Raw genomic sequence first — 25,668 nt, forward strand, 5'->3', positions numbered from 1 at the left:
TAAACTATTCCAGTGTGAAATAAAAAGTTGAGCCAACGTCTACGGTAGATTCAACCCAAATTCGACCACCATGACGCTCAACAATCTTTTGGGCAATAGCTAGCCCTGCACCTGTTCCACCACCATACTTTTCTTGAGAATGGAGACGCTTGAAAAGTCGAAAGATATTTTGGAGGTGATGTTGTGGAATACCAATACCATTGTCCCTTACGTAGAAAGCATTTGGAGCTTCAAAGCCAATTTCAACCCATTTGTCGGATTTATCGTTATATTTAAACGCGTTAATAATGAGATTACCAAATACCTCGCCGAGCAAAACAGGATCGCATTGGACTGTAGGTAAAGTATTGATGCGAATATCAAGGTTGGCATTGTGATAGCTAGCACGAAAGACACGAAGCACGCGATCGAGTAGTTCGTTAAGATTGGTAGTTTGTTTGTGCAGTTTCGTTTGACCTAACAGCGAGAGACGCAACAGAGCATTAATTAAAGTTTCCATCCGTTGGGATAAAAACACGACTGTCTGCAAATAGTCAATTCCATCTTCATCTAATAGGTGAGCGTAATCTTCCAGCAGAACATTTGAGTAATTATAAATACCCCGTAGAGGTTCTTTTAGATCGTGGGAAGCAGCATAGGCAAAAGAGGCGAGTTCCCGGTTACTTTGCTCCAACTCATGGTTAATTTTGGCTAACTCATCAGCCTTAGAAATGACGATACCCACGATCGCATTCCTTAAAGCCAGGGCGCTGTTCAGTTCACATGGTTTCCAAGCAAGAGAAGTCAATCGAACCGTTTCCTGCCATTTTTCAAAGGATTTTCGGGGAGAAATAGCTACGTTACCACTGATATCAACCTGCATCAATTCATTTGGATTGCCCGCCCAATTGACTGTTTGAAGCACTTCCGGACGAAACCAAAGGATGTAGTAGCGCCGGACTTTAGAAATCCGTAAAAGCAGCAAACCGCTAGCAGCATTTTTGAATGCAAGAGCTTCCGGGTAAAGCTGCGGTAGAGAATTGGTGGAGAACAAGTTGTCAGTGATTTGAGCGTCTGCCCATTCAATCAAGTTACGAACTTCTTCCATCGCGGGTGTTGTTCCCACAAGCGTGATTTCATTATCCAGACAAACGGCACATCCTGTTGCATCAACTAAATCTAGCAAGCGAGGTTCAGGGTAAACAAGCGCTTCTCTAAAATTATCCGCTTGGGAAATGGATTCTATAAATTCAGATTGTAATGATTTAAGCTTTACCTCATAGTCAAATTCAGATTGACTCACTTTATGGACTAGCTCTGAGCAAACAATTTGTCCTAAAAACTCGCAGATTCTCCGTACTTCCCAAGGAATGTGTTTTACAGTTTCATGATGGCAGGAAATTAATCCCCAAAGTGTTTGCTCCCGAATCAGGGGTACAACTAGGATGGCTGCCACACCCATGTTTTGATGGTACTCAACACAACAGGGATGGACGCTCCTAAGTACAGAGAGGCTTAAATTCAAGGGCTGTTGCGTTTGGGGATTGTTAACCGGAACGATCGCAACAGGTTGAGCATCAAAATCGGGAATAAAGCGGAGCATAGAACGCTTATATAATTCCCTAGCTTCGGTGGGGATATCTGTAGCCGGATAGTGCAGCCCGAGTAATGGTGATAAATCCTTTCGTTTATCTTCGGCTATGACGATCCCCGCTCCTGAGGAGTCAAATTGATAGACCATCACTCGGTCAAACTCTGTTATTTTCCGCACTTCGGATACAACTAAATGAACAAAATCCGTGAGGTTTGGTGTTTTCTGCAATTTAGATATCACTTCACGAATCAAAGCATGGAAGCTTAAAAAGCTCATTTGCGTGAGAGAATCAACTGGTTCTAGCTCCAGGATGAGAGTATCATCGGTACGATGAACAATACCATCAAAGTATTTCTCTCCGTCAGAAGTGGGAATTGACAGTTTAAAGGAGCTGATAATACCTTCGTGTTTTTGCCAGCATTTTTGGATAGCTTCAACTTGGGTTGCGTCAAGCAAAGTACTGAGAGGTTGATTCAGTAAATTTTCTAACTTTTTTCCTAAATGTTTTTGAATATTATTGCTTACTTGTAAAATGTCAAGTTTGCTACTCAACGTCAGTAGAAAACCATGAGGCTGAATTGAGCCAGGAATGTGAAGCTGTTCGTAATTTGTCATTCTTGAGTCAGAGGCAAACCCAACCAATCACTTAATTCATAAGCTAACCATTGAATTTCTGGTTCAGAATAAGTCAGACCTTTTCTCCCACCAAGTTGGTACTCATTGACTCCTGCCCAAATTGTGAGTTTTGGTGGAATTTCAATTGTGTTACCTTGCAAATCGTTGATAAAAGTTTTCGGAGTATAGACCAATTTGGTGATATCCCTTGTTGCTGTAGGAGGTACGCGATTGTATTGAAATCCCAATATTTCCCATAGGAAACGAACTGAAAATCGGTCTACGGTAAGCCGACTACGTCTCAACAAAGGAAATAAAATCGAAGACATCATCTGAAAGCCAGCGCCCCAAAAAGGAAGTGAGAATAACACAAAAGGGATATTAGCAGGGAAAGGAGCAGAGAAGGCATTAACCGTCCAGAAAAAAATAAATGAATTCCAGGCGATCGCAAACAAACCCATGAAAGTCATTGACGGCTGGAAACCCGTTGGAGGAACAAGAATTTCTAAACAATTCTCATCTTTTTGCAATTTGATTTTGCTATTGGCAGGTTGAGCAATTTTAACTGTTAGATAACTCCCATTCAACTTGAGCTGACCTGGCTTTTCTGATTGCTGTTGTATTCTACTGACCCAACTGTTGCCATCCCAATACCAATTTTCTTTAACCCAGTCATTAAACGACACTTCTAATGGATGTGGCTGTTGCAAAAGCTGTGGGTGTTCCAAAGCTGCTAGTGCTTCTCGTGCAGAACTCAAACGGCGTTCCAAACTGGGTTCTACCATCCATGACAACCATTTTGTCAAACTTGGGCTCAAGGTTGCTGCTTGTTCAAATTGTATTCGCAAGTCTTTCTGTGGTAAATCTGCTGGATGAGCCCCCGTAACCAAGTAAATTAAAGTAGCACCTAAGCCGTGAAGGTCAGAAGCAGGCACTGTGCGTCCGCCAAATTGTTCTGGTGGCATATAGCCGTAAGTTCCTACAACAGTCCTTGTCCCGTCTTCTGTTGCCGCCGCCGTCTGCACTGAACCAAAATCAACCAAAAATACTTGACCGACATTATTTCCCGAGCGGTTTGCCAACAAAATATTACTTGGCTTAATATCGCGGTGAATGATAGGGGGCTTTTGCTCGTGTAGATAAATAAGAATGATGAGGAGGGCTTTAGCTATTTGTTTAACTTCTGCTTCTGTAAAAGTACGTCCAGCTTTTATGTACTTCTCCAAGGCTTGTGCTGCTATGTAAGTCTGTACAAGAGCAAATCCTTTTATGCTAGGTAAATTTACCTCAAAATAGTCTAGATAGCGAGGAATTGAGGGATGTGATAAGGTTTTTAGGGTTTCGGCTTCCCGCTCAAACAGCTTGAGATCGTTCCATTCAAAGTCACTGTTAAAAGTTAGCAACTTGATAACTACTAATTCTCCTGTCAATAGATCGCGAGCCAAAAGCGTTCTCCGCCCAGCCTTTTTCCCAATTTGTTGCTGTACTTCATATCGCTCGCCGAATACCTGACCGTTCATTATGATGATTTATGGTTCTAACTTGAAATTTTTTGTGTGTATTAGCTTTATTTACCTAGCTCAGGCAAACTTATATCCTTACTATAACCGTACCGATACTTAGCATTCCAAATTCTAAGTTATACAACCAGGATATCAAGAATATCCACCAGACCGCGTTTTTTGGACTCTTGACGATATAACTTGCTTATGACCTCCCAACTTTGGCCTTACATTACTCCTGGTATTCCAGATGAATTGTTTGAGCGCTTGCCGGGAATTCCCTTAAGTAAGCGAGAAATTAGACTGCTGTTACTTTCCCAACTGCGGCTGAAACCCAATACAGTTTTGTGGGATATTGGTGCTGGAACAGGTACTATTCCAGTAGAAGCGGGGTTGCTGTGTCCTGATGGGCACATTATCGCTATAGAACGAGATGAAGATGTCGCAAACCTGATCGAGCACAACTGCGCTCGCTTTGAAGTTCAAAATGTCGAAGTCGTTCAGGGGAGTGCTCCAGAGTGTTTGCATTATATCAAAGTTGCTCCTGACCGGGTGTGTATTGAGGGGGGTCGCTCTATCCCAGAAATCATGCAAGCTGTATGGCAATATTTGCTTCCAACAGGTAGAGTTGTTGCCACAGCTGCTAATCTAGAAAGCTTGTATTCTATTTCTCAAAGCTTTGCCATGCTCCAAGCTAGAAATGTTGAGGTTATTCAGTCAGCGGTTAACCGATTGGAAACGAAAGGTTCTTCGCAAGCTTTTACTGCTGTCAACCCCATTTTTATCCTGAGTGGTGAGAAACTAGATTAGAACTCAAGGGTGAAGTATGAAGGATGAATCCCAATACTTCATCCTTTCTCCTTCATACTTTATACTTTTTATCTATGCCTTGGTCTCGTATTATTAGCGGAATTATTGCAATAGCCCTTGCTTTAACAGCTACCCTTCTGGGAGGATGGTATTTTACCATACTGTTCGCGATTATTATTTTTTTAGGGCAGCGGGAGTATTTTGATTTGGTGCTTGCCAAAGGGATGGCACCTGCTGCTAAAACTACCATCGTTGTCAGTCAAGTCTTATTAATTATTTGTACTCTAGATGGCGATTTAGCTGATGCTGTTATGCCTGTGGCTGGTACTTTTATTTGTTTTTACTTGCTGTTTCAGCCCAAAATGGCAACGATCGCTGATATTTCCGCATCTATTTTAGGGCTATTTTACACGGGTTATTTGCCAAGTTACTGGGTACGGCTGCGATCGCTAGATGGTTCGGTCAGTCATTTGCCTATGGGTGATTATTTATCAAAGGTATGGGATGCTTTGGCAAGATGGGATTTGGAATTGCTACCGCAAGGTTTGGCGGCTACATTACTCACTTTTGGGTGCATCTGGGCATCTGATATAGGTGCTTACATTGTGGGGAAATTTTTTGGAAAAACTCCACTTTCAGACATTAGCCCGAAAAAAACTGTAGAGGGCGCTGTTTTTGGAGTTTTAGCTAGTGTTACTGTTGCTGTATTTGGGTCTTACTACCTGAAATGGTCAAGATTCCCCTTTACTAGTGTTGCCTTAGGGTTATTAATTGGTATTGCCGGACTTCTTGGGGATCTCACCGAATCCATGCTCAAACGTGATGCGGGGGTCAAAGATTCGGGGCAGTTGATCCCCGGTCATGGAGGTATCTTGGATCGGACTGATAGCTATATTTTTACTGCGCCTTTAGTGTACTACTTTGTTACACTTCTGTTGCCACTGGTAACACGCAATTAAATTGTCAGAAAATTTGCATTTTGTACGGGAATTAATTGAAATTGAAAAATAACCCCTACTTTAATAATTCATTTATGTTATAATTAAAGTTAATAGGGGCTAATATTCTATTTTTTATTTCTAATTATTATGGGTTGACATTAATTCGTCCGCGACACACTAGCTTACCCGAGTTCAAAGTTAGTTCTTGGATATCAGCATCCGATCCCAGATCGAAATAAAGTTCGTTATCTATCCCTTTCAACATAACAGTAGGACGGCTTTGAACGTCTATTTGACTGATTTTTAACTCATGAGAACTCAGTAATTTTAAATTCATACTGATGTCTAAGTGAGTAGGTTCGCTTTCCTCTGGCAAGGTAGCAGAAAGCACTAGCCTACTGTTATCCAGATTAATTTTTTGCCAATGTACCGACTTGGATTTTGAGCACTGTTCTGGTAATAATTGAACCAGAGTATCATTTAGAGCAGTCAGTAATAAATTAGATGAGAGGGAAAGGTTTAAGTCTTCCTCTGTCTGGATCAGTTCGCCAACCACTGGTACTGTTTCTAACAGTTTGAGTGGTTGTCCCTTAAGTACTGAGCCAATGTTGACGCGAATATTTTCTGCAACTAGTTGAATATGTGTAAGATGGAGACCTTGGTAAACAGCATGACTGGCAAAGATAGATACAAAAGGGATGCATCCAGAAAGAAGTTGGCGATCGCTAGCTTTAATTTCTACTTCGAGTTGGGCAACTTGACTGACTTGTGTTTTTAACCAAAGCTTGAGTGCGGTTGTGAGCACATTAGTCACTATGCGGATTTTGTTTGTATTTCGCGTTTGGAAACTGTTTTGCATCTAACTATTTTACCTATGGGTATGTTGCCAAAAAAAACAAGTATTGAAATAAATCTTAAATTTAACACCTATGGCGATTCGCCACAAAATGTAAATATATTATTTATTTACCAGTTGTTAAATCAATCATAAGTAATTTCCACATGGAGGCGCGGTTACAAAAAATTCTGGCTCAATGGGGTATTGCCTCCCGGCGTGAAGCAGAGGAGATCATCCGGCAGTCACGGGTGTGCATCAATGGTGAATTGGCGCATTTGGGACAAAGAGCAGATCCAGAAAGGGATATTATCACTGTTGATGGTAAGCCCGTGTCTGTGGTACAACGTCCAACATTAGTGTATTTGTTGTTGCACAAGCCACCTGGTGTAGTTTCCACTTGCCACGATCCTCAACAAAGACGGACCGTCCTGGATTTACTACCCAAAGAATTAAGTTCCAGCCAGGGTATACACCCTGTTGGTCGCTTAGACGCAGACACAACAGGAGCATTAATACTTACAAATGACGGAGATTTAACATTTGGGTTAACCCATCCAAGGCACAATATTTCTAAAACATATCGTGTTTTAGTGGAGGGACATCCTCAGAAAGAAGTGTTACAAATGTGGCGTCAGGGTGTGCTGTTGGAAGGAAGAAAAACAAGACCAGCACAAGTAAAAGTAATAGAAAAACTTTCTTCTTCTACTTGGTTGGAAATTGTTTTAAAGGAGGGGAGAAAACGTCAGATACGCCGTGTTGCCCAACAGTTGGGACACCGGGTTATCAAACTACATCGCACAGCCATAGGCCCAATTCAATTAGACGCACCCGTCCAAGGCTTACTAGCCGAGGGTGAGTATCGTCACCTAGAAGATTTTGAAATACGCTTTCTGAAAAAAGCAGTTGAACAAGTATGAAGTTTGAGCAACGGCTTCTGTCGTTAGCTTCTGCCTAAAAGTAGAGCAAAGCTCAAAACTTTAGGAAGCTACCTATTAATGATTCAGCTGGGTAAGGAGTTTAACAGGATTATGAAGTGGCTAAAAAGAAAAAATAAGCGGGAAGCAACACCCTCATTAGAGCACCAGCGAACCGAGATCTTGGCAGAAATGGGTGCCCAACTCTGGACTCGGCGCTTAGAACTGGGTCTGTCCTTGGAAGAAATGGTTCTTACCACCAAGATTTCCCGAAGATTACTGCAGGGAATAGAGGAAGGTAACTTATCTGAACTGCCAGAACCAGTTTATACCCAAGGCTTGATCAGGCAATATGCCGATGCGCTGGGTTTCAATGGAACACAATTTGCCAGCACTTATCCAATTGGTACAAATCGTGTAAATCTCAGACCAATTTGGAAAACAACATCAGCCGATCAATTGCGCCCCGTCCATCTCTACTTACTCTACATATTTTTAATTTTTTGTTCTGTTAGTGGCTTGTCCCAATTTTTAAATAGCGCTACTTTGCAAGTAAGTAGCCGCGATAACAGTCTGAAGTTACAAACAAACCTCTCACAATCAAACCTGACCCAAAATAAAAACGTTCAGCTTCAAGCGTTTACTCGCGCTTCCGAAAGTGATGGTGAACAGGTACAAATCGGCGTGACTTTGAAAGAGAAATCCTGGATCAGAGTTGTCGCTGATGGCAAACTTCAGTATGAAGGTGAATTACCAGAGGGAACTCACCGTATATGGAAAGCCCAAGGACAACTGACTGTGAAAGCAGGAAATGCTGGTGGTGTTCTTGTGAGTGTGAACAAACAAGAAGCTAAGCAAATGGGAGAACCGGGCAAAGCGAAGGAAGTTACTATCGCTGCAGCGAATAGGTTTTGAAAAGAGGAGGAAGTGAGGGAGTGAGGGCGTGAGGGAGTGAGGGAGGGAAAATGGCTACCTCCCGTTATCCGCTAGTCTACCTAGTTTCTCTGGGCTCTCTGGTTTCCCTTGTCCCCCTGGTCCCGGTGGTCTCGCTTGTCTCCTTTGTCCTCCTTATCCCGGTCAAGATTTCCGTTGCGGGCTGCGTCCGGAAATTTGAGTAAGAATTTGTAAACGCTGGCTCACCTCTTTTGTCAAACTGTCTGAGGTATAACGCCACTCCCAGTTTCCTTCAGCTTTACTTGGAAAATTCATCCGGGCTTCTCCTCCCAGTCCTAGCACATCCTGCAAAGGTGTAATTGCTTGATTTGCCACAGAATTCAGACCCAGTCGAATAAAATCCCAATGGATACCATCAGGGCTGAGACAACCCAAATAATTTAGCACGTACTGCTTTTCGTAGTCTGTTGCTTGATTAAACCAACTGATGGTTGTGTCATTGTCATGAGTTCCCGTGTAGACAATGCAATTTCGCGAATAGTTAAACGGTAAAAACGGATTACCAGCATCAGCACTAAAGGCAAACTGCAAAATCTTCATTCCAGGAAATTCATACTTGTCTCGCAGTGCTTCCACTTCTGGCGTAATTAACCCCAAATCTTCCGCCATAATGGGTAGTCTGCCCAAATTCTGTTTGATTGCTTCAAACAACTCTTCTCCAGGGGCTTTAATCCACTCTCCATTAACAGCTGTCTTTTCGCCTCTTTTGACAGCCCAGTAAGCTTCAAACCCTCGGAAGTGGTCGATACGAATTACGTCCACATAGTCAAGCAACGCTTTAAAGCGACCAATCCACCACTTGTAGTCTTGTTTCTTTAATTCCTCCCAGTTATAGACTGGGTTGCCCCTTGTAAGCAAAGTCGTAGTAATTGGGGGAAACAGAGAAAATGGCTGTGGGTTTTCTTTCTTTTACAGCTTGATTGAGCTGTACCATAAACGCCGTAATTTTATCTGCTCGCCAGCGCGTCCATGCGGCACTTTGATGATTGCTTGGGGGATTGTTTTTAGTCTCTTGATTGTACAGCGCCACCGTGTATTTATCGTAGCCAAATTCCGAGGGCAAACTCATGTGGTCGTCAAACTGAATCCCATCAACATCATATTGGGTGACAATTTCCAGCACGAGATCGGTGATAAATTTTTGTACTTCTGGATGAAAGGGATTGAGCCATGCAACCTCACCTGCAGCACCAATTGAAGTTCGACTGCCATCCTGCTTTTGCGTCAGCCAATCTGGATGATTCAAGGCTAGTTCCGATGTCTCGGGAGCCATAAAACCAAACTCAAACCAAGGAATCACTAGCAAGCCTTGACGGTGAGCTTGAGCTATAAGGTCTGCAAGTATATCACGTCCATCTATACCTTTCAAGACAAAAGGTTGGATACCTTCACGTTTTGCTATAGCGCTGGGATACATAACGTATCCAGAATTCCAGACGACAGGGTAGATTGTGTTAAAGTTCAGCCGCCGCAATTGGGTGACAGCATCGTGGACTTTGGTACGATCTCTCATGATGTTAAAATCATTGTTGGTCATCCAAACCCCACGGATTTCCTGGCGGGGAAGTTGAGCGATCGCTGGGGGTAGGCTGTGTACTAAAAGTACCGTAGCAAAGGATATCAAAACAAGGAGTGGGAAAAGAGATTTGAGTCCTCGTTGCCAACCTTGAGGAATGAAACGCAATTTCAATTTCATAGACGTAAATAATGCTCTTACTACCCACACGCCCCATCGTGTGCTTTTCCGATTGAATCTACTAGTCATACAGTTTACAAGCATTTATGCCTACTAGAGAATTGGTTAATTGGTAGTTATTCAATGCATTGCATTGAATTGTTGCTTCCTTTGAACCCGAGCAGAGAAAACACAGTAGGATAGTTGACGCAGATATTAAGTCAATTGTGCCAACCGTGGCTTTTGCGTAAAGATGGGTAGTTAATATGTCATAATTATGGGAGCTAACATTCCTTAATAGATTGACTAACAGTGAACTTTTAGCGAAGCTTTCGTAAAGGTACAAAGTATAAAATAAACTTCTATTAAGTAAAAATGCAGACGAGCCAAAAACTCTCTTTTCCAATAATGGGTTGTGGGACATGGGCATGGGGTAACCGATTGCTCTGGGGATACAATGAAAGCATGGACGACCAGTTGCAAGCTGTCTTCAACCTATGTGTCAGTCATGGAGTAACCTTATTTGATACAGGAGATTCTTACGGAACAGGGAAATTAAACGGACGCAGCGAACAACTGCTAGGACGGTTTTCCAAAGATTATGTGGGGTCGAATCAAGAAGATATTTGCATTGCAACAAAGCTTGCTGCGTATCCATGGAGATTGACACGACAGTCAATGGTATCTGCTTGCAAGTCATCAGCCAACCGCCTTGAAAGAAATGTAGATTTGGTACAAATGCATTGGTCTACAGCAAACTACGCCCCCTGGCAAGAGGTAGCACTTTTAGATGGTCTTGCCGATCTCTACGAGCAAGGATTAGTCAAGGGAATAGGTCTATCCAATTATGGTCCAAAACGGCTCAAACGCGTGCATCAAAAGTTTACCGAACGGGGAGTTCCTATCTCCAGCCTGCAAGTTCAGTATTCCTTGCTGTCTACCTATCCGGTAACTCAATTAGGTTTAAAAGAGGTTTGTGATGAGCTTGGGATTAAACTGATTGCATATAGCCCCTTAGGGTTGGGGTTATTGACGGGAAAGTACTCCGAACAAGGTCCTTTTCCTAAAGGCATCCGAGGTTTGCTATTTAGACAGCTATTACCGGGAATTCGTCCCCTGGTGGGGTGTTTGCGCTCGATCGCACAAGCAAGAAACAAAACCATATCGCAAGTGGCACTCAATTGGTGTATCAGCAAAGGAACTCTTCCGATCCCCGGTGCAAAATCTGTAGAACAAGCAAGGGAGAATATTGGTGCTTTGGGTTGGCAGTTGGATGCAGGCGAGGTTGCTGAGTTGGATAATGCGGCTGCTAGTTCGGATAAAAAAATGGTACAAAATATTTTTCAGACGAAGTGAAATTCAGTGTTGCGCCGTTCCAAAGCACGGGGATGATGAAATAATAATCCACATTGACATCGATCTGCTAAAGGCACTACTTAAAGCTGGAGTACCGCTGCTATGCTGCACAAGAATCGTATCTATCTGAATCTTTTCCGATTCTTGGGGTTGGAAGTAAATTAAGTTTTTGTCATTAAAAGAAAAATATTTATCTAGTAAGGAATCTATCAATTCAGCCATCCCTTCCCAATCAGCAGCACCATAAGGAATTTCTGGCGTTACATCAAGAAAAATTGGATAATGATTGAGATTTTGTTGTTTGCACCATTCTGATAAAATATGCTGCCACCAAATTCCATCCTATGGAACGTATTCGTTCCAATACTCAACAGAATTATTGTGTTTTTTCACCCACCTCACTTGAGTAGTAAGGATACAAGCAAATATAGTATCGGATGGTTGATTATCGCTCAGCTTTTGTATAAGAGGAAAATCAACCCTATTTAAATTCTCAATTAATGTCTTATCGTTATCTGTTGCTTTTCGCTCGATATCATTTAGATTGTAGCTCTCTTGTAGCTGTTTGTAACCTTCTTGTCCATCTACTAAAATATCGCTTGTACCTAAAACTTGCAAAATTAAACGCTTCATATTCAACCAACGGAAGCTTGTTCCTTAGATAGTCACCCCAGATTACTCTTACCAACCCTGTAACGTTAAAAACAATACATTAACTGGTGAAAATCTTTAAGTGTTAAAAGAGCCAGCAAAAATTTAGATGATTTGGTTAATCTTGTCAAGAGTCAGTGGCTCTATCTGTATTGTATCTATCCGGTTAATCTGGCCTCATACTGAAAGCACCGAATCACACGTTAAATTGAGTTCTTGAAAAACCTGGCTTTGAATAGTTTGCGTACCTGTAAAGACAACTTCCTCGTAAAATCCTTCCATTAAAGTAAGAACTATTACCTTGTTTTCCATAGGGTCTACAATCCAATATTCGGGAATGCCTACAGCCGCATATTCACTCCGCTTAGCTCTGTAATCGACGTTTTTCGTACTCTCGCTTACTACTTCTACTACCAGTGGCGGCGGCGTCCGAAGTACGGCAGCAACCGTTTTAATTGCTTGCCGTTGCTCACCTGTGATTACGCATACGTCGGGCAACCGGGATTTGGTTTCCACAGTGCGGATGCCAACATTACCCGGTCGCACTACCCAATCAAGACCAAGGCGCTTGATTTCTCCTCTAAGTGCATCAACCAAGAACTCTACGATGTCAGCGTGTTGCCCTGTTGGTGGAGCCATGCAAATTAATTCTCCGTTGACCCATTCGTAACGGTTGTCGTTGTCTGGAAGTGCTAAGTACTCTTCAAAAGATATTAGCCTGGATAAGCTTTGAGCCATACTGAAAAATTCTGGAATACGGAAACTAGCGGTGGGAGTTCGGTCATTGTCCTTTGGTCTACTCTAACAAGGTTGACTGGAATGTTTGGCGATCGACAAAAACTAGTTTATTGCTTACGCAACTTGCTAAACTCGAAGTTCAAAGGACTAAATTAAGAATAATTTGAGCATTGGATATTTGAACGGAAATTGGAGTGGCTTAACTCAAGATGAACGCGCAGGAAACGCAGGTACAAGATAACAATCTTAAGGACTTCTCATGGCAATTCTGGCCCGCTTTGCCACTCTACCCATTTGGTCTCCGGCGGACAATTCGCAAAGAAGTGGTTAGGGGCACGGTTTGGACTTTTGACCAGATTCAGGGTATTTTTTATGTCGTTGTGCCCATTCGCATGACTGTGGTAAAACTTGATGAAGGGGGTCTCCTGGTTTATGCGCCTGTTGCACCAACTCCGGAATGTCTTCGTCTTGTTAATGAGTTGGTGGCAGAACACGGCGATGTCAAGTACATTATTTTGCCAACAATTTCTGGCTTAGAACATAAAGTCTTTGTCGGTCCATTTGCCAGACGCTTTCCCAACGCACAGGTGTTTGTGGCTCCCAAGCAGTGGAGTTTTCCTCTGAATCTTCCCCTTAGTTGGCTGGGCTTACCCTCAAAACGCACTCAAGTCCTTCCAGAAGATAGCAGTCAAACTCCTTTTGCCAACGAGTTTGATTATGCAATACTTGGCCCTATTGAATTAGGACCGGGTCGGTTTGCAGAAGTTGCGTTCTTGCACAAGCGATCGCACACCCTGCTTGTAACTGACTCAGTGATTTCCGTACCAGAAGAACCGCCCGCGATCGTTCAATTAGACCCCTACCCGTTGCTGTTCCATGCAAAGGATAAGGCGTCTGACATAGTCGAAGACAATCAAGCAAATCGCCGTAAGGGATGGCAGCGCATTTCACTGTTTGCTTTGTACTTCCAACCTAGTATGTTGGAAATTAGGGGATGGGGTGAAGTCTTTCGCCACGCCCTAAAAGCGCCCGAACGTTCTAAAAAAGCTTACTTTGGGTTATTTCCTTTCAAATGGAACCTTGAATGGAAGCAGTCATTTGATGCACTGCGAGGTGATGGTCGTTTGTTTGTAGCACCAATTTTACAAACTCTGATTCTTAATCGAGCACCTCAGGAAACTATTAACTGGGCTGATAAAGTCGCAAGTTGGGACTTCCAGTGGATTATTCCCTGCCATTTTGATGCACCAATAAAAGCACAACCGCATCAGTTTCGACAAGCATTCTCCTTTCTTGAAAACCACCCTGCTGTAAGTGCTGGCTTATTCAGCAGTAGCAGTTATCCTTTGCCAAGGGAGGATTTTAAATTACTGAGGGAACTTGATGAAGGGTTAAGCAAGTTTGGTATTGTACCGTTAGCAAAGGAGAAGGTATGAGAACGTTTTCCATAAACGATTGTGTTTAGAACATAAGAGAACGTACATCCAAGCGACTAGTACAAGTCGGCGTAAATAAGGCGACTATTATAAATCGCTCCAAAGCTTACAGTGTAAGCCTTTTAATTTCATCCTTTATCCTTCATACTTTAGCCTTTCTGTACTAGCGTGGCTACTCTTTATCCGTCTGCAATGTCTTGCTCTAATTGCTCATCCCAACGTTGGTAATCCAAGTCAAAAAGCCACTGCCTCAATCGCTGAAATTCATCTTGTGGAAGAGATAGAATAGCTGCTTCAATTTGTTCAAGGCTAGACATACTGTTTCTACTTTTTGACCTCAAGCAAATTATAGCGTTGTTCAATGAAAGTGAACTCACTCGCCCGTCTCACACCCTACCTCTTTAAATCTACTTTGCCTTAAAACGATCTTTGGCTTCCTGAAATGCCTGTTGCATAACGGATTGAATTTTTTGGGGATCGGGTTTCTTACCTCCCATCAGGTCACCAAAGTACACGCAAGCACCTTCACCTAGCGCCCAGGTATAGGCTGATGCCCAGGAAGCGGCTATTACACTGCCGAAGCCCGGTATAAATTTGATTAGCTCACGTCCAATTGCCCGTGCTAGGAAGCCACTGGCGATCGCACTCACAAGACCGCCTGCTTGGGATGGAGTTAATTTTTGCCCGTATAAATTCCCCAGCAAACCTACCATTGATACTTGTAAAGCTGTTAACACTGGTAAGGTAGCAAAGGGCAATGGTACAGCGGCGATCGCAGCTGCCATCACAGAAAAGACTAAAATATAACGACGCCCCGTATCCCGGTAAAGATTGCCAATTTCTTTGCCAATGTCCTCATCTAACAACTGATGAATTGCACGGGATTCTGCTTCTGGAAGTAGGTCTGCAAGTGTATCTCTCAACGCCTCCAATCCGTAAAATACTGGCGTGTAACCGTCTTCTTCCAAGGTGAAATCAATCAAGACAGCGCGATCGTACAACCCTGCAAAAGCTTGTTGTATTGCAGTAAATGCTCGGTTCACTTCCTCATAATCTGGTGGATATGACGGATGATTGTCTGTATCGAGAGGATAAACTTCGTGCAAGCAGGTTACCGCTAGCAAACAGGGAATATCTGGATGCTGTTGGCGCAATTGCTGAGCGATTTGGCGTAGGGTATCCGTTGCGAAATCATTGATTTTGACCGTCAAAATCAGAACTCTAGCGCGACGGCTCTGCTGTTGTAAATCCCCAACCAGTTCCTGAACGATCGCCTCAGTTTCCTGCTTGACATCTCCCAATCCCACCGTATCCGTAAAAATCAGCAAAGGCAGGTCATTAGAAGGATAGGCATACCGTTCCGTGTGCTGCGTGTGAGGACGAAATCCCTGACCGACGATTTCCGCAGAAACTCCCGTCAATCCCCGCACAATTGAACTTTTTCCTGCTTGGGGCTTGCCAATGAGGAGGGCGTCAGTTGTTGGTAGTTCTGCTCGAACTTTCTCTAAAATCTCTGCTACCTGAGCTTCGCTAACACTAAACCATTTCACAACAGTTTGTGCCACCTGTTCTACTGGTAGGAATTGCATCAAGCGTGCTGTTGCCTTGTTCCAAGAACCAACAATGGGGTTGGTTACCTTACCATGTGTCGGTTCCCTTAACTGTTGAGAATCAGCTGACGGCAAGTCAGCATCATGTTGGTCGGTCATTGGCGTCAAAACGGTATGTAGATTCAGACAACACCCTGTTTAAAATCCAGGACGCTAAAATTTTGAGAAAAAGACCTACTTGTTTATTGTAGATGAGCCAAGAACCCATCGCTTACCGCTTCACAATTTTAGGAAAGGTTATAAATTCAGTAAATCGGCGGTAATCAACAGAACCCAATGTAAATATGCCTTACAAATGACAAATGACTGAGGACAAAAGACGAACTCAAATTGCTTATTGAGCATTTTGACCGCTATTTTCAGCATCCACAATATAGTCATAAGTGGACGTGTTGATAGCAATTGGCTTCATTCTGCCCTGAGCTACCATTGTTTGATAGACTAATGCAGCCATCTCGCCACGAGTCACAGGTTTATTAGGGTTAAAAACTTTTCGATCTGGATAATTAACTACGATATTTGCCTTTGTTGCTTTGGCTACATTACCTACTTTGTTCTGAGGAATTTGCTCCGCATCTACGTATAAGTTAGTTATGGCATCGGTGGAAGAGTTAGAATTGGCTGAGCGATCACCTGTTTTTGAAGCTGTAGCAGCTGTATCAAGCTGTTGTGCTGGGAGTATATTAGCGGCATTAGCTTTTGCAACTAACAACGGCTGCATCAAAGAAGTCATGGCTAATGGTAACATCGTAAACTTCCTTCTCGGTCTGCTTGCTTGTTGTGTTGTTGCTGGTGTGGTCGCAACTGGTGTGCTCTTTGCTTGTGCAGTTGTAGAAGCTGGATTGACAACCTTTGATAAGGCAACTACTGCATCAACCTTAGCTACATTTTGATTGGGACGAAACAAACCACCAGGATAGCCAGTCATAAATCCTTGTTCGTAAGCATCTTCTATAGGAGGAGCAGCCCAATAACCTTCTGGTATATCTTTATAAGCCGAGCCGCTAGAAATTTGCCGAACTGGTGGTTGGTCAAAAGCTTTACTGAGCATTGCAGCAAATTCATCACGATTTACTGTTTGTTCTGGTCGAAATGTGCCATCAGGATAACCAGCTACAATTTTTTTCTCCGCTAAGCCTTGAATAAATGGTTGTGCCCAGTAATTGGGTTTTACATCAGGAAAAATTGTTGGCGCTGAATTTTGGGCATAAGTTTCTTTCGGCACATCGGTCAGAAAGAGCAAACATAAAGTTGGCAAGGATACAAGAAATGAGAATAACCGAATAAATCCATTCATTAAAAGTGCCCCTGAATTCATCTGTCTGTACTAGTAATAGTAATGAAATTAACTCATTGATTTATCCACCTGACGATATAGGGCACTTGACCAATTCACTCTGAGTTCACGATATTATTTGTACGGGCAGCTATCTTTGCCAATTCCTTTCTATCATTGCTAAAAGAAATTTGAGCCCCATGTGGTTGGAGACGATAAGATATGTGACAGCCTATCATTGATAGTAGAAATTGATTCTCGAAGATATGCGTATACCATCCAACAGAACACTGCGTCTCATATTAGCTTTTACTGCCTCACTACTTGTTGGGTTAGTAGGTAGTTATGTATATGGTCAGTCAAAATCTCAATACATAGCTCAACAATCAGTTACACACAAATTCTCTTCATTCCACAGCAATTTTCTTGTTCAGCCAACACTTGATGGCAGAGGTAAGCAAAACACTCCTTCAAAAACGGAGCCAACATTAACATCAACGTCCTATCAAGTTATTGACGAATTGCAAAAGAATAAATTTAAGGTTTCTGGCGATCGCGTTCTGACACGGGGAAAACTACCTACTGTTAAAGTTGATTTTAATCAAGCCGATTTATTAACAACTCTCTCAAATACTAGAAAGTATTTTGACGACTATGCTGCTGAAGATCCAAATGTTCAACGAACAGGATTGCCAGGAACTCAAGGCGTGACCGTACAAGAGGTTCTCAACACCTTGGATTTTATGATTTCTGTCCTACAGGAGGATATTGCCAACCAGCGAGTCACTCGTTTACAAGACCCTAATTTTATCAACACTCATTTCCGGGTTGTAAAATGGTCTGCTTATAATCCAGCCAATCCCGGACAAAAACAACTGCGTCTCACAAAATATGCTGTTTTTATTCATCCCGGCTCTCGAAAGAAAACTTCTACTTTTAACACAGCAATTTATAGTTTAAAAGATATCTCAAACACTGAGTCTTTTTATACTAGATATACTAAACAAGATGTTTTATCAGGTATTTATGAACCCGGTGGTAAAGAATTTGGGAAAGTTGAACCTCTTGCTTACCTGACTAGAGAGGGTTTAGAAGAAGCTCTTATGGAAGGGACAATACTGATTAAATTTACTGATGGTTCCGAGGCACTTTTTAATGTAGACAGAAACAATGGAATACCTTATGTTCGCTCTATATCCCCAAGAGCACAAAAGCGTTACTGGTATTTTCGAGAAGTTGATGCTATTAAAGGTTATGGATATAAGATAGATGCCAAAATTTCTATTTCTCCCGGAGTGACTTTTGCTGGAGATGTCTTAAATGTTGGTTTGGGTAAAGTTGTTGTTCTTGAATATACAAAAGGTGGACGCAAACACTTGAAACTCGGTATTATTGCAGATACAGGAGGAGCATTTCTACCCAATCTTTATCAACTGGATTTCTTAGCAGGCGTTTTCCAAAATAAAGCAGAATTCAATCGCTATATTCGACAGCTACCTGAATATGCTACAGCGTATATTTTGGTTAAAAAGTGAAAATTTGTCATTTGTCATTGGTCATTTGTCATTTGTCATTTGTAGGGTGGGCAGTGCCCACCAATATGGTGTTTGATAGAACGGGCGAGACGCCCGCCCCACAAATGCCCACACCACAAGAACTATCACTACAGCAATCCATTCAATTACGAACTAAGTAGGCGGCTGGGAATAGACAAAACTATATTACAAAATGTAAGCCCCCTGAAAAGCCTTACTAATGACAAATGACGAATGACTAAGGACGACCAAAACCAGTTAACTTTTTTCATACCGACCTACTTAGTTCAACCACTGAATTCGGTACGGAATTGACTGACAACTTTATCCAATCCAACAGAATGTGCTGCTTTGAAAAGAATTCGATCGCCCTCTTGCACAAAAGTCTTTAACCTAGCAACCAAATCTCCATGAGTGGCAAAGCATTCATAGGGTACACCTTCTGCACTCTTTGCTATGGTTTCGGCATCTTTACTGTCAACCAATACCAACAAAGCGTCTAAGTTTAATTTTCGCACTGTCTCCCCCACTTTCTGATGGATCTGGTGCGATCGCTCTCCCAATTCTTTCATAGCACCGAGTACGGCAATACGTCGCCGACCTGGTGTTTCTGCCAGTAAATTCAATGCTGCCATCATGGCTTCTGGTGCAGCATTATAAGTTTCGTCCAAAATAACCACATCACTGGACAAAGTAAAACGCTGCGATCGTCCGCCTGGCATATCCACCATCACACCTGCTTCTAAAAACGACCAATCAATACCCAGGACTTGTGCAACTGCCAAAGCAGCCATAAAGTTAGTTGCATTATGACGTCCAGCCAGGGGTAAACGCAATTGCATCCCAGAAACTTCCAAAGTTTCGCTATCAATCATTCTTCCGTGGATATCACCACCAGACAAACCATAGGTCAAAACTTTCCCTTGCCATACTTTTGCTGCTGTTTCAATTAAGAGCGGACAGTCATGATTGAGAATTGCCACACTATCCTTTGGCATTTGGGCTAGTAACTCGCATTTTGCCTGAGCAATGGCTTCTTCAGAACCCAAAAGCTCAATGTGTGCCGTTCCTACATTAGTAATCACGCCTATGGTTGGGTTGGCAATGTCTGTCAGTTCTGCAATTTGTCCTTTTCCCCGCATCGCCATTTCAATGACGGCAAAATCATGTTCTGCACTCAGTTGTAGGAGAGTTTTCGGTACGCCAATTTCATTATTGTAATTGCCATAGGTTTTCAGAACTTTTCCTTGGGTTGCCAAAACGGCAGCGATGAGTTCCTTTGTTGTGGTCTTACCCACAGAACCCGTTACCCCGATGACTGGAATCTGAAACTGGTCTCGCCACCATCTACCAATTTTCTGATAAGCTTCTAGCGTATCTCTGACTTGTAAAACAGGGAATTCAGCATTCTCATATTTAAAATCGACTATGGCTGCCAAAGCACCATTGTCTACAGCCATCTGGATAAAATCGTGTCCATCAAACTTCTCACCACGTAAAGCCAGAAACACTTCACCTGGCTTGAGAAGACGGCTATCCGTTTGTATACCACTGCTCAATTGTGCGAGTGCAGCTTCAGATAAATTTATAGTTTGGGCAGAAAGAATTTTAACGAGTTGGCTCAAGATTACAGAAAAAGGCATAATTTTAAATTTTAATATTCGTGACTCAGGGAACACCTCGTCCGCAAGTGGGGCGAATTTAAGGTTCCTTAAATGTTAATACTGTTCTAAGTTATTCGGAACAGCCCGGAAATATTGACACTTTATGTAGAATGAAAACATTTATCAAAATTAAGCCAAAAGAGGATAAACTCCTTTGGCAAGACCTAATGTATAAGAGTTTATTGAACCTAATCTCATAAGAAATTTTGGCTGTAGGAGCGTGAGGAAAAAAGTGACCTGCTCCAGACGTTCACTATATTAGAAAATTTTGAATGATAGAAAAGCACTAGCCCCTGTTCTTAATTACCATGACTTCTACAATCTGGGTAGCAATGTCACTAGAAATATCCAAAGCATAATAAAGGTCGTTTAAGAAGCCCTGCTCTTCTCGTGTCACGATGCCGTCAGCTAGCACTAAATCTGAGGCTACGGCAAAAGCTGCTTCCCGCAAGTCGTAGGGTAAGGACTCCTTTGCTAAGTTAAACAAAGCATCTAAACCTTCCCGTTTCAGAATACCAAGAAGTTTATCAAACATCCTGTCGATCGCATCACTCGGATAACTTCTGAAAAGTTTCATGCGAGACAAGGCAGCAGAAATACTGCGAGCTTCTTCATCAGAGAGGTACCCGTCTGAGGCAGTTGCAGCTAGAGTAATAGCAGCAAAAGCTTCCGGTGGAGTGAGTGCTTCGTAAACCTGGCTTTGTGTGCCAAACACTTTGTCAAACAGACCCATTGTTTTCTCCATAGTTGGTGCCTCAGTAGCGGTGCCTTTACCCGTGTCTGGGTCAGTGTCGGGCAAGGGTGCAGCGCTATGAGACTTTTATGCCTTAGTGTTCCCAAGATTTCTTTCAAACGAACACCTGCACTCAATGGTTCTTGACAAAAAGCCAACTTTTAGCGTGGAGTGAGTGGAACTTTTACCACAGGGAAAGCCCTTTGGTAACAAGCGTTGGTAGAGATGCTGCCTCTAGTGAAGGCGCTTTGCGTCTACGCGGGGATTTGTTTTTTCAATGGTTTCGATAACTGCCAAACCTATGCCAGAAAAAGCAATAAGTAGCAGTACCGAAGCCAAGAAGGCGTTTACAAGTATCCGAAGGGCATCGTCAAATAAAATGTAGCTGCTCATTGGTCTGATCTTTTGAACTCGATGGTGCTAGTACTCATATGTTTCTTCACACCCTGATTAACGTTTTTCGGCGACGAAATACTAGCATATGCATCTTAACAAAACTTTAGCTCCTTGATGAAGATGCTGAGATTTTTTCTTTTTGAAGTTCGGATAAACTTTTTCTACCTCATATCTTGCACCACCCTCTCCCAATCGAAAATCATAGGCTAAAAAGCTGATTGTTTCGTAGGATGGGCACAGCCCACCGTTGCCTTATTGAGAAGCTGCAAGATGTCAGCTATGGGGCTTTGTAAAGTAAAATAAAGAATTTTTGTATGAGATTGAGAATACCTCAATCTAAAGCTACGCAAGGATATTGCTTTAATTGGTAAAGTATGTCACTTATATCAAGAGAATTACAGACTATGGAACTTTTTCAAGTAAAAATATCTACAAATCGTCTTTTATTGTTACCTATCTCCTTGAAATTTAAAGAAGAAATTTTTAGAGAATTTACTCCAGAAATTACTACCTATATGTATGCACGCGCACCAGAAGATATTACAGAAACAGAAGAATTTATCAACCAATCACTTAGCGAAATCAAAAACGGCAATACCCTCACACTTATGATTCTTAAAAAAGATTCTCAAGAATTCTTAGGATGTACTGGGATTCACAATATCAATAGTAATATCAATAGTAAAGAGTTAGGAATCGGTATTTGGCTGAAGAAAAATGCCCAAGGTAATGGCTATGGATTGGAGACTATTGCGGCACTTAAGAAATGGGCTGATGACAATTTAGATTACGAATATCTCACCTATGATGTTGATAAAGCAAATATACCAAGTCGTAAAATACCAGAAACACTTGGTGGTCAAATTTTTAGAGAGTATGATAAAACAAATTTAAGCGGAAGAGTTTTAAATATAGTAGAGTATAGAATTCATAAGTAAAATCTTGGTGGTTTGCAAGCAGGTAACATCAATGTTAATCCGTGGTTAAAGTGATGCTATGAGTCAGCGAACTTATATAAAATAATCCATCGGTATATTTCCCAAAAATTTCTAAAAACTCTAGGTGCAATGAAGGCGCTCAAACGTATCTGGCAATGTTCCCTATTAACCTGCCTTGCTAGCAAGGAAGCTATCGCGGCCATGTAAACATGGGCTACCTTATTACTACTTACTACTGCTCGTAGCAATAAAATGGAAAAGAACATAATGTCAAGTTTCAACAGTAGAAAAGAGGTGACTGTGATAAACATTGAGCACATTGCTACACTGAGATGGACTGATACTCAAGCTCAAAAACTTCTAAGCTTGCGAGGTAAAATGTCTCGCCGCGTACTGGAACAAAAAACCGAAGAATTAGGTTTAAAGGTGACTCATCAATACATTCAACAATTAGAGCAGCCACATTTGTTTACAAAACGTTTAAAAAGTGACACGCTAACCGTCTCCGTCGAAGTCGTCAATATACTTTGTACTGCATTGGGGACAGACATTATCGACTTCTTTAACTCAGCAAAAATTATTACATCTCTTGCTTGAGTTATATCGCCATAAGCAGTAATATAATAAAGATAAAAATAAAAGGCAATCGTACTCCTGCCAGGAAGCCCGCGATCGCCTTCTATAACTCCGATAGAAGTAAAAAAACTCCGTGAGGCGAAAAAAACTGGTAAAGTCATCGATTTTAAAGAAGTACGAGAAGATGTGTATCAAGTACAACACCACAGTTGTCTGTTTTGGGAAGCTGTGAGTGCATCCAGGTTAGATAGTTTTTTGGCTCAGTTATGACCCAATGCTCAGTACTATGACTGAGTTGGTTTCAGGACGCCATTGGCATCGCGTTGAAGTCGATAGGGTTGTTTTGGCAAAGGAGCACCAGGAGCTTCAATAATAGATACACCATATGGCCAGTTAGATGGACAAATCGCAATATAACGAGCAAATCCCCCTGTGCCTCCTTCTGGCTTGGCAAAACCGATGGCAACTAGAGCACCAGCTTCTGGCACTCGATCCAGATTAGCAACACCTTCGGCTTGGGTATAGTGATTGCGTAGGAGCCATGCTTCCCCTTCTAAAGTTGGCGTTGTGTCCGTGTCTAAAGGTTCATGACCGTGAAATAGAATATTGCGTTGTAAATGTAAAAACTTGAGAGCATCTAGAGTGATTCCAGGAAAGGGCTTTTGATTGAATCGTTCAACATTAGACCACTTCTTATACCAGTCGGAACGAATCATCACCACTGAACCTTGGGGGATTTTACCGTGTTTTTTCTCCCAAGCAAGAATATCCTCAACAGTTGCATGATAACCCGGTTCTACTGCCACTTTTTTATGGATGTCAATGACGGCTAACGGTCTAACGGCATACGTCGCAGGAATGTCGCTAATAGTTGCACCATACTCGTTCCAGTGAGCTGGGGGATCGAGTTGTGTTCCATATTGGTCGGTAGGAAGTTCGTAAGCAGTAGCAATAAATCCATGAATTTTGTAAGTATACTCTTGCCCCGTTTTGATGTAGTTTGGTGTGTCTGTTCCAGCTACAGTTGGTTTAAATTTAGCTTTCTTAAAACCAGACCATACAGGGATAGTTGGATTAAACGCATGAGTAAGGTCAACGTATTTTGCGGTCTTCAAAGTACTCTCATAGATACTCCAAAGAGTTGGTGTTTGACTTGTTGCTTGAGGAGGAATAGATACTACAACAATAAGTACGGCAGCAGCAACAACAAGGGTTAAAAAGATTTTCTTCATCGTTTTGATATTATTTTACCAATTAAATTTCTAGCGATATTATTTGAGCTTCTCAAAAATTCTGGGCTATCTCATCAAACCCTCTGAACGAATAATGCCGCTATTTATTAGTAATGTTACAACGTATCTAAAACCGTATTTTTCTAAAATTGGCACCGAGCGATATACTCCTTTTTTGAGCTTTCTGTATTTTCACTAAAGCTCATTCTCTTGTGATTCTGGTAACTGTTCTTATTTTTAGAATATAAGCAACTAGCTCAAGGTAGTTGTTATTACTTGTATGTATAAGTCAAATGATAGATAACACCTTTTCTTCCTTTGGACAGATGAGCCTCACTTAGTATGGTTTCACCTTGGCAAACTCCTCTCCCGCAGTGTGGGTACGCAACGAGCCGCGTCGTTGTCTACTTTTACAGCAGCAGATTGTGCTTGTGGACTCCAATTATGTTTTCATGCTTGGTAGAAGCTATCTCGCTATACCATCAAGGACTCCTCTATGGGTTAGAATTTTTCATTTTTCCTGCTGATTTAAATCCTTTGGTTTTCCCAAGCAATTTATTCAATGAGGTCACAGTGTCTAAATTGAACAACTCTTTTTCTGTCCCTCATGACCGATGCTCCATACCAATTCCTTAGAAAAGTGATGCGGGCAAATTGGGATAAGTTCTACCGTGTAGGAGTACCTCAGGTTAATTCGGATGGTAGAAGCACGTATTTCCCCAGAATTGTAGAATTCCTGAGTCTATTGGCAATAAAACAGCGATCCCCGGTGTAAGAATGATAATTACGCTGAAAAATACTGAAATTCAACTGTCCGTTCGACCCGACCTTGGTGGTCGGATCGACCAACTGCAAGACCTGAAAACAGGACAAGCGTGGTTGTGGCATCCAAAGGATTACGATCCAAAATACTCCCGACAGCTTGCGGTAGGTGCATCATTTGATGACAATTGGACTGGTGGATGGGATGAAATTTTTCCTAATGATGCGGCGGGTGTTTTCCAGAATTGGCAATTGGTCGATCACGGCGAATTGTGGTCGCAAGCTTGGGAATTGGTGGAAAAGTCTGAGGTAAGTGTCAAGATGGCGCTTGCTTGTCGAACAGTACCAGTGCGGGTGGAAAAAACTATTGTACTGGATGAAGATCGGGCAAAATTGAAGGTAGAGTATTTGTTTAAAAATCAGTCGGAAGAGACGATTCCGTTTTTGTTTAAACAACATACAGCTATAGCCATTGAAGCGGGGGATGAAATTCTACTCCCAGATTGCACAATTGAGCCAGCAGTTCTCGAATTTAGTAAAATCATTGGTCGTCAGGCGAAAACTCCCTTTCCCAAAGCTTTTGCAGCCGATGGACGTGAAGTTGAAGTACAGCGTGTTCTACCTCCTTCGTCACAGCTGCAGGAGTTTTTTTATAGTTCTCAATTGGCTGTAGGTCAGTGCGGCATCCGCAATCTACGCTCGGCATCTGCTTTGCTTATGAGTTTTGACACTGCTGATTTTCCTTACGTTTGGGTGTTTGCCAGTTACGGTGGTTGGCGGAATCATTACGTACTTGTACTTGAACCTTGTACAAATATCCCTTACGATTTGGAAATTGCTTGTCGTAATGGGACTTCAGCACTGCTACCACCCCAATCATCGCAACTCCGTACTTTAACCGTTGAGTTGCAGCGGTTTTAAGTTTTGGAAAAATTTTGGAAAA

At 42.1% G+C, this 25,668-nt stretch carries 23 protein-coding genes and 2 pseudogenes; 10 read left to right on the plus strand and 15 right to left on the minus strand.

The annotated features are described in order from the left end of the window. Positions 1-4 precede the first annotated feature (4 nt). Positions 5-2,188, minus strand: a complete 2,184-nt coding sequence (locus tag ACYRY3_RS25275) for an ATP-binding protein (RefSeq protein WP_460204388.1) — start codon at positions 2,186-2,188, stop codon at positions 5-7. Continuing rightward, on the minus strand, positions 2,185-3,708 hold the full coding sequence (locus tag ACYRY3_RS25280) for a serine/threonine protein kinase (RefSeq protein WP_460204389.1): 1,524 nt from the start codon (positions 3,706-3,708) through the stop codon (positions 2,185-2,187). Before ACYRY3_RS25280 ends, ACYRY3_RS25275 begins: the two co-directional genes overlap by 4 nt. Before the next feature lie 189 nt (positions 3,709-3,897). On the opposite strand from ACYRY3_RS25280, the gene cbiT reads away from it, so the two are divergent. After that, positions 3,898-4,500 carry a precorrin-6Y C5,15-methyltransferase subunit CbiT gene (gene cbiT, locus ACYRY3_RS25285; RefSeq protein WP_460204390.1) on the plus strand — a complete coding sequence of 201 codons (603 nt, stop codon included), beginning with the start codon at positions 3,898-3,900 and terminating at the stop codon, positions 4,498-4,500. A gap of 74 nt (positions 4,501-4,574) precedes the next feature. Continuing rightward, the gene (locus tag ACYRY3_RS25290; RefSeq protein WP_460204391.1) at positions 4,575-5,459 is read left to right on the plus strand and encodes a phosphatidate cytidylyltransferase; all 885 of its coding nucleotides are present in this window, start codon (positions 4,575-4,577) and stop codon (positions 5,457-5,459) included. Between the two features lie 127 nt (positions 5,460-5,586). Here the strand turns inward: ACYRY3_RS25290 and ACYRY3_RS25295 are convergent, their stop codons facing one another. Next, a complete protein-coding gene (locus ACYRY3_RS25295) occupies positions 5,587-6,300 on the minus strand; it encodes an LmeA family phospholipid-binding protein (RefSeq protein WP_460204392.1) in 714 nt (237 codons plus the stop codon). A 143-nt stretch (positions 6,301-6,443) separates the two neighbouring features. On the opposite strand from ACYRY3_RS25295, the gene ACYRY3_RS25300 reads away from it, so the two are divergent. Together ACYRY3_RS25300 and ACYRY3_RS25305 are read left to right on the plus strand one after the other, a co-directional pair. Continuing rightward, complete coding sequence (locus ACYRY3_RS25300; RefSeq protein ID WP_460204393.1) at positions 6,444-7,196, plus strand: pseudouridine synthase; 753 nt, start codon at positions 6,444-6,446, stop codon at positions 7,194-7,196. A 111-nt stretch (positions 7,197-7,307) separates the two neighbouring features. Beyond that, the gene (locus ACYRY3_RS25305; protein ID WP_460204394.1) at positions 7,308-8,108 is read left to right on the plus strand and encodes a helix-turn-helix domain-containing protein; all 801 of its coding nucleotides are present in this window, start codon (positions 7,308-7,310) and stop codon (positions 8,106-8,108) included. 162 nt (positions 8,109-8,270) lie between these two features. Here ACYRY3_RS25305 and malQ read toward each other — a convergent pair. Together malQ and ACYRY3_RS25315 are read right to left on the minus strand one after the other, a co-directional pair. After that, positions 8,271-8,993: pseudogene (gene malQ, locus ACYRY3_RS25310) on the minus strand (4-alpha-glucanotransferase); the annotation flags it as partial. Next, positions 8,989-9,912 (minus strand): annotated as a pseudogene (locus ACYRY3_RS25315) (glycoside hydrolase family 10 protein); the annotation flags it as partial. The pseudogenes ACYRY3_RS25315 and malQ, both read right to left, overlap by 5 nt. Before the next feature lie 285 nt (positions 9,913-10,197). Here ACYRY3_RS25315 and ACYRY3_RS25320 point away from each other — a divergent pair. Next, complete coding sequence (locus ACYRY3_RS25320; RefSeq protein WP_460204395.1) at positions 10,198-11,178, plus strand: aldo/keto reductase; 981 nt, start codon at positions 10,198-10,200, stop codon at positions 11,176-11,178. A 3-nt stretch (positions 11,179-11,181) separates the two neighbouring features. On the opposite strand, the gene ACYRY3_RS25325 is transcribed toward ACYRY3_RS25320, so the two are convergent. The 3 genes from ACYRY3_RS25325 to ACYRY3_RS25335 form a co-directional block, all read right to left on the minus strand. Next, positions 11,182-11,400 (minus strand): hypothetical protein, encoded by a 219-nt coding sequence (locus tag ACYRY3_RS25325; protein WP_460204396.1) that lies wholly within the window; start codon positions 11,398-11,400, stop codon positions 11,182-11,184. 120 nt (positions 11,401-11,520) lie between these two features. Then, a complete protein-coding gene (locus tag ACYRY3_RS25330; RefSeq protein ID WP_460204397.1) occupies positions 11,521-11,811 on the minus strand; it encodes a hypothetical protein in 291 nt (96 codons plus the stop codon). A 195-nt stretch (positions 11,812-12,006) separates the two neighbouring features. Then, positions 12,007-12,567: a Uma2 family endonuclease gene (locus ACYRY3_RS25335; protein ID WP_460204398.1), complete on the minus strand. Its 561-nt coding sequence runs from the start codon at positions 12,565-12,567 to the stop codon at positions 12,007-12,009. Positions 12,568-12,776: 209 nt separating this feature from the next. Between ACYRY3_RS25335 and ACYRY3_RS25340 the strand changes: the two genes are divergently transcribed. Next, complete coding sequence (locus ACYRY3_RS25340; protein WP_460204399.1) at positions 12,777-14,003, plus strand: DUF4336 domain-containing protein; 1,227 nt, start codon at positions 12,777-12,779, stop codon at positions 14,001-14,003. Between the two features lie 179 nt (positions 14,004-14,182). Here ACYRY3_RS25340 and ACYRY3_RS25345 read toward each other — a convergent pair whose 3' ends face one another. The 3 genes from ACYRY3_RS25345 to ACYRY3_RS25355 form a co-directional block, all read right to left on the minus strand. After that, positions 14,183-14,320 (minus strand): hypothetical protein, encoded by a 138-nt coding sequence (locus tag ACYRY3_RS25345; protein WP_460204505.1) that lies wholly within the window; start codon positions 14,318-14,320, stop codon positions 14,183-14,185. Positions 14,321-14,410: 90 nt separating this feature from the next. Next, positions 14,411-15,712 (minus strand): YcjF family protein, encoded by a 1,302-nt coding sequence (locus tag ACYRY3_RS25350; protein WP_460204400.1) that lies wholly within the window; start codon positions 15,710-15,712, stop codon positions 14,411-14,413. 235 nt (positions 15,713-15,947) lie between these two features. After that, complete coding sequence (locus tag ACYRY3_RS25355; RefSeq protein WP_460204401.1) at positions 15,948-16,910, minus strand: S-layer homology domain-containing protein; 963 nt, start codon at positions 16,908-16,910, stop codon at positions 15,948-15,950. A 245-nt stretch (positions 16,911-17,155) separates the two neighbouring features. Here ACYRY3_RS25355 and ACYRY3_RS25360 point away from each other — a divergent pair, with 245 nt between their 5' ends. Further along, on the plus strand, positions 17,156-18,424 hold the full coding sequence (locus ACYRY3_RS25360) for a hypothetical protein (protein ID WP_460204402.1): 1,269 nt from the start codon (positions 17,156-17,158) through the stop codon (positions 18,422-18,424). Positions 18,425-18,711: 287 nt separating this feature from the next. Here the strand turns inward: ACYRY3_RS25360 and ACYRY3_RS25365 are convergent, their stop codons facing one another. The 3 genes from ACYRY3_RS25365 to ACYRY3_RS25375 all read right to left on the minus strand — a co-directional run bounded on the left by ACYRY3_RS25365 (position 18,712) and on the right by ACYRY3_RS25375 (position 21,214). Further along, entirely contained in the window at positions 18,712-20,067 is a 1,356-nt protein-coding gene (locus tag ACYRY3_RS25365; protein WP_460204403.1) for a UDP-N-acetylmuramoyl-tripeptide--D-alanyl-D-alanine ligase, read from the minus strand. Positions 20,068-20,374: 307 nt separating this feature from the next. Beyond that, the gene (locus ACYRY3_RS25370) at positions 20,375-20,821 is read right to left on the minus strand and encodes a tellurite resistance TerB family protein (RefSeq protein WP_460204502.1); all 447 of its coding nucleotides are present in this window, start codon (positions 20,819-20,821) and stop codon (positions 20,375-20,377) included. 234 nt (positions 20,822-21,055) lie between these two features. Then, complete coding sequence (locus ACYRY3_RS25375; RefSeq protein WP_460204404.1) at positions 21,056-21,214, minus strand: hypothetical protein; 159 nt, start codon at positions 21,212-21,214, stop codon at positions 21,056-21,058. 407 nt (positions 21,215-21,621) lie between these two features. Here ACYRY3_RS25375 and ACYRY3_RS25380 point away from each other — a divergent pair, with 407 nt between their 5' ends. Both ACYRY3_RS25380 and ACYRY3_RS25385 read left to right on the plus strand, forming a co-directional pair. Next, positions 21,622-22,155, plus strand: a complete 534-nt coding sequence (locus tag ACYRY3_RS25380) for a GNAT family N-acetyltransferase (protein WP_460204405.1) — start codon at positions 21,622-21,624, stop codon at positions 22,153-22,155. Positions 22,156-22,455: 300 nt separating this feature from the next. Beyond that, entirely contained in the window at positions 22,456-22,752 is a 297-nt protein-coding gene (locus ACYRY3_RS25385) for a helix-turn-helix domain-containing protein (protein WP_460204406.1), read from the plus strand. A 263-nt stretch (positions 22,753-23,015) separates the two neighbouring features. On the opposite strand, the gene ACYRY3_RS25390 is transcribed toward ACYRY3_RS25385, so the two are convergent. Continuing rightward, complete coding sequence (locus ACYRY3_RS25390; protein WP_460204407.1) at positions 23,016-23,963, minus strand: cyclase family protein; 948 nt, start codon at positions 23,961-23,963, stop codon at positions 23,016-23,018. A gap of 777 nt (positions 23,964-24,740) precedes the next feature. On the opposite strand from ACYRY3_RS25390, the gene ACYRY3_RS25395 reads away from it, so the two are divergent. Then, on the plus strand, positions 24,741-25,646 hold the full coding sequence (locus ACYRY3_RS25395; RefSeq protein ID WP_460204408.1) for an aldose epimerase family protein: 906 nt from the start codon (positions 24,741-24,743) through the stop codon (positions 25,644-25,646). Positions 25,647-25,668: the final 22 nt, after the last annotated feature.

The sequence above is a fragment of the Scytonema sp. NUACC21 genome (genome assembly GCF_054684315.1).

Excerpts from the sequence above, each read along its gene's own strand:
- ACYRY3_RS25275 (WP_460204388.1), bottom strand. The coding sequence starts at position 2,188 with ATGACAAATTACGAACAGCTTCACATTCCTGGCTCAATTCAGCCTCAT.
- ACYRY3_RS25280 (WP_460204389.1), bottom strand. The coding sequence starts at position 3,708 with ATGAACGGTCAGGTATTCGGCGAGCGATATGAAGTACAGCAACAAATT.
- cbiT (WP_460204390.1), top strand. The coding sequence starts at position 3,898 with ATGACCTCCCAACTTTGGCCTTACATTACTCCTGGTATTCCAGATGAA.
- ACYRY3_RS25290 (WP_460204391.1), top strand. The coding sequence starts at position 4,575 with ATGCCTTGGTCTCGTATTATTAGCGGAATTATTGCAATAGCCCTTGCT.
- ACYRY3_RS25295 (WP_460204392.1), bottom strand. The coding sequence starts at position 6,300 with ATGCAAAACAGTTTCCAAACGCGAAATACAAACAAAATCCGCATAGTG.
- ACYRY3_RS25300 (WP_460204393.1), top strand. The coding sequence starts at position 6,444 with ATGGAGGCGCGGTTACAAAAAATTCTGGCTCAATGGGGTATTGCCTCC.
- ACYRY3_RS25305 (WP_460204394.1), top strand. The coding sequence starts at position 7,308 with ATGAAGTGGCTAAAAAGAAAAAATAAGCGGGAAGCAACACCCTCATTA.
- ACYRY3_RS25320 (WP_460204395.1), top strand. The coding sequence starts at position 10,198 with ATGCAGACGAGCCAAAAACTCTCTTTTCCAATAATGGGTTGTGGGACA.
- ACYRY3_RS25325 (WP_460204396.1), bottom strand. The coding sequence starts at position 11,400 with ATGGCTGAATTGATAGATTCCTTACTAGATAAATATTTTTCTTTTAAT.
- ACYRY3_RS25330 (WP_460204397.1), bottom strand. The coding sequence starts at position 11,811 with ATGAAGCGTTTAATTTTGCAAGTTTTAGGTACAAGCGATATTTTAGTA.
- ACYRY3_RS25335 (WP_460204398.1), bottom strand. The coding sequence starts at position 12,567 with ATGGCTCAAAGCTTATCCAGGCTAATATCTTTTGAAGAGTACTTAGCA.
- ACYRY3_RS25340 (WP_460204399.1), top strand. The coding sequence starts at position 12,777 with ATGAACGCGCAGGAAACGCAGGTACAAGATAACAATCTTAAGGACTTC.
- ACYRY3_RS25345 (WP_460204505.1), bottom strand. The coding sequence starts at position 14,320 with ATGTCTAGCCTTGAACAAATTGAAGCAGCTATTCTATCTCTTCCACAA.
- ACYRY3_RS25350 (WP_460204400.1), bottom strand. The coding sequence starts at position 15,712 with ATGACCGACCAACATGATGCTGACTTGCCGTCAGCTGATTCTCAACAG.
- ACYRY3_RS25355 (WP_460204401.1), bottom strand. The coding sequence starts at position 16,910 with ATGAATGGATTTATTCGGTTATTCTCATTTCTTGTATCCTTGCCAACT.
- ACYRY3_RS25360 (WP_460204402.1), top strand. The coding sequence starts at position 17,156 with ATGCGTATACCATCCAACAGAACACTGCGTCTCATATTAGCTTTTACT.
- ACYRY3_RS25365 (WP_460204403.1), bottom strand. The coding sequence starts at position 20,067 with ATGCCTTTTTCTGTAATCTTGAGCCAACTCGTTAAAATTCTTTCTGCC.
- ACYRY3_RS25370 (WP_460204502.1), bottom strand. The coding sequence starts at position 20,821 with ATGGGTCTGTTTGACAAAGTGTTTGGCACACAAAGCCAGGTTTACGAA.
- ACYRY3_RS25375 (WP_460204404.1), bottom strand. The coding sequence starts at position 21,214 with ATGAGCAGCTACATTTTATTTGACGATGCCCTTCGGATACTTGTAAAC.
- ACYRY3_RS25380 (WP_460204405.1), top strand. The coding sequence starts at position 21,622 with ATGGAACTTTTTCAAGTAAAAATATCTACAAATCGTCTTTTATTGTTA.
- ACYRY3_RS25390 (WP_460204407.1), bottom strand. The coding sequence starts at position 23,963 with ATGAAGAAAATCTTTTTAACCCTTGTTGTTGCTGCTGCCGTACTTATT.
- ACYRY3_RS25395 (WP_460204408.1), top strand. The coding sequence starts at position 24,741 with ATGATAATTACGCTGAAAAATACTGAAATTCAACTGTCCGTTCGACCC.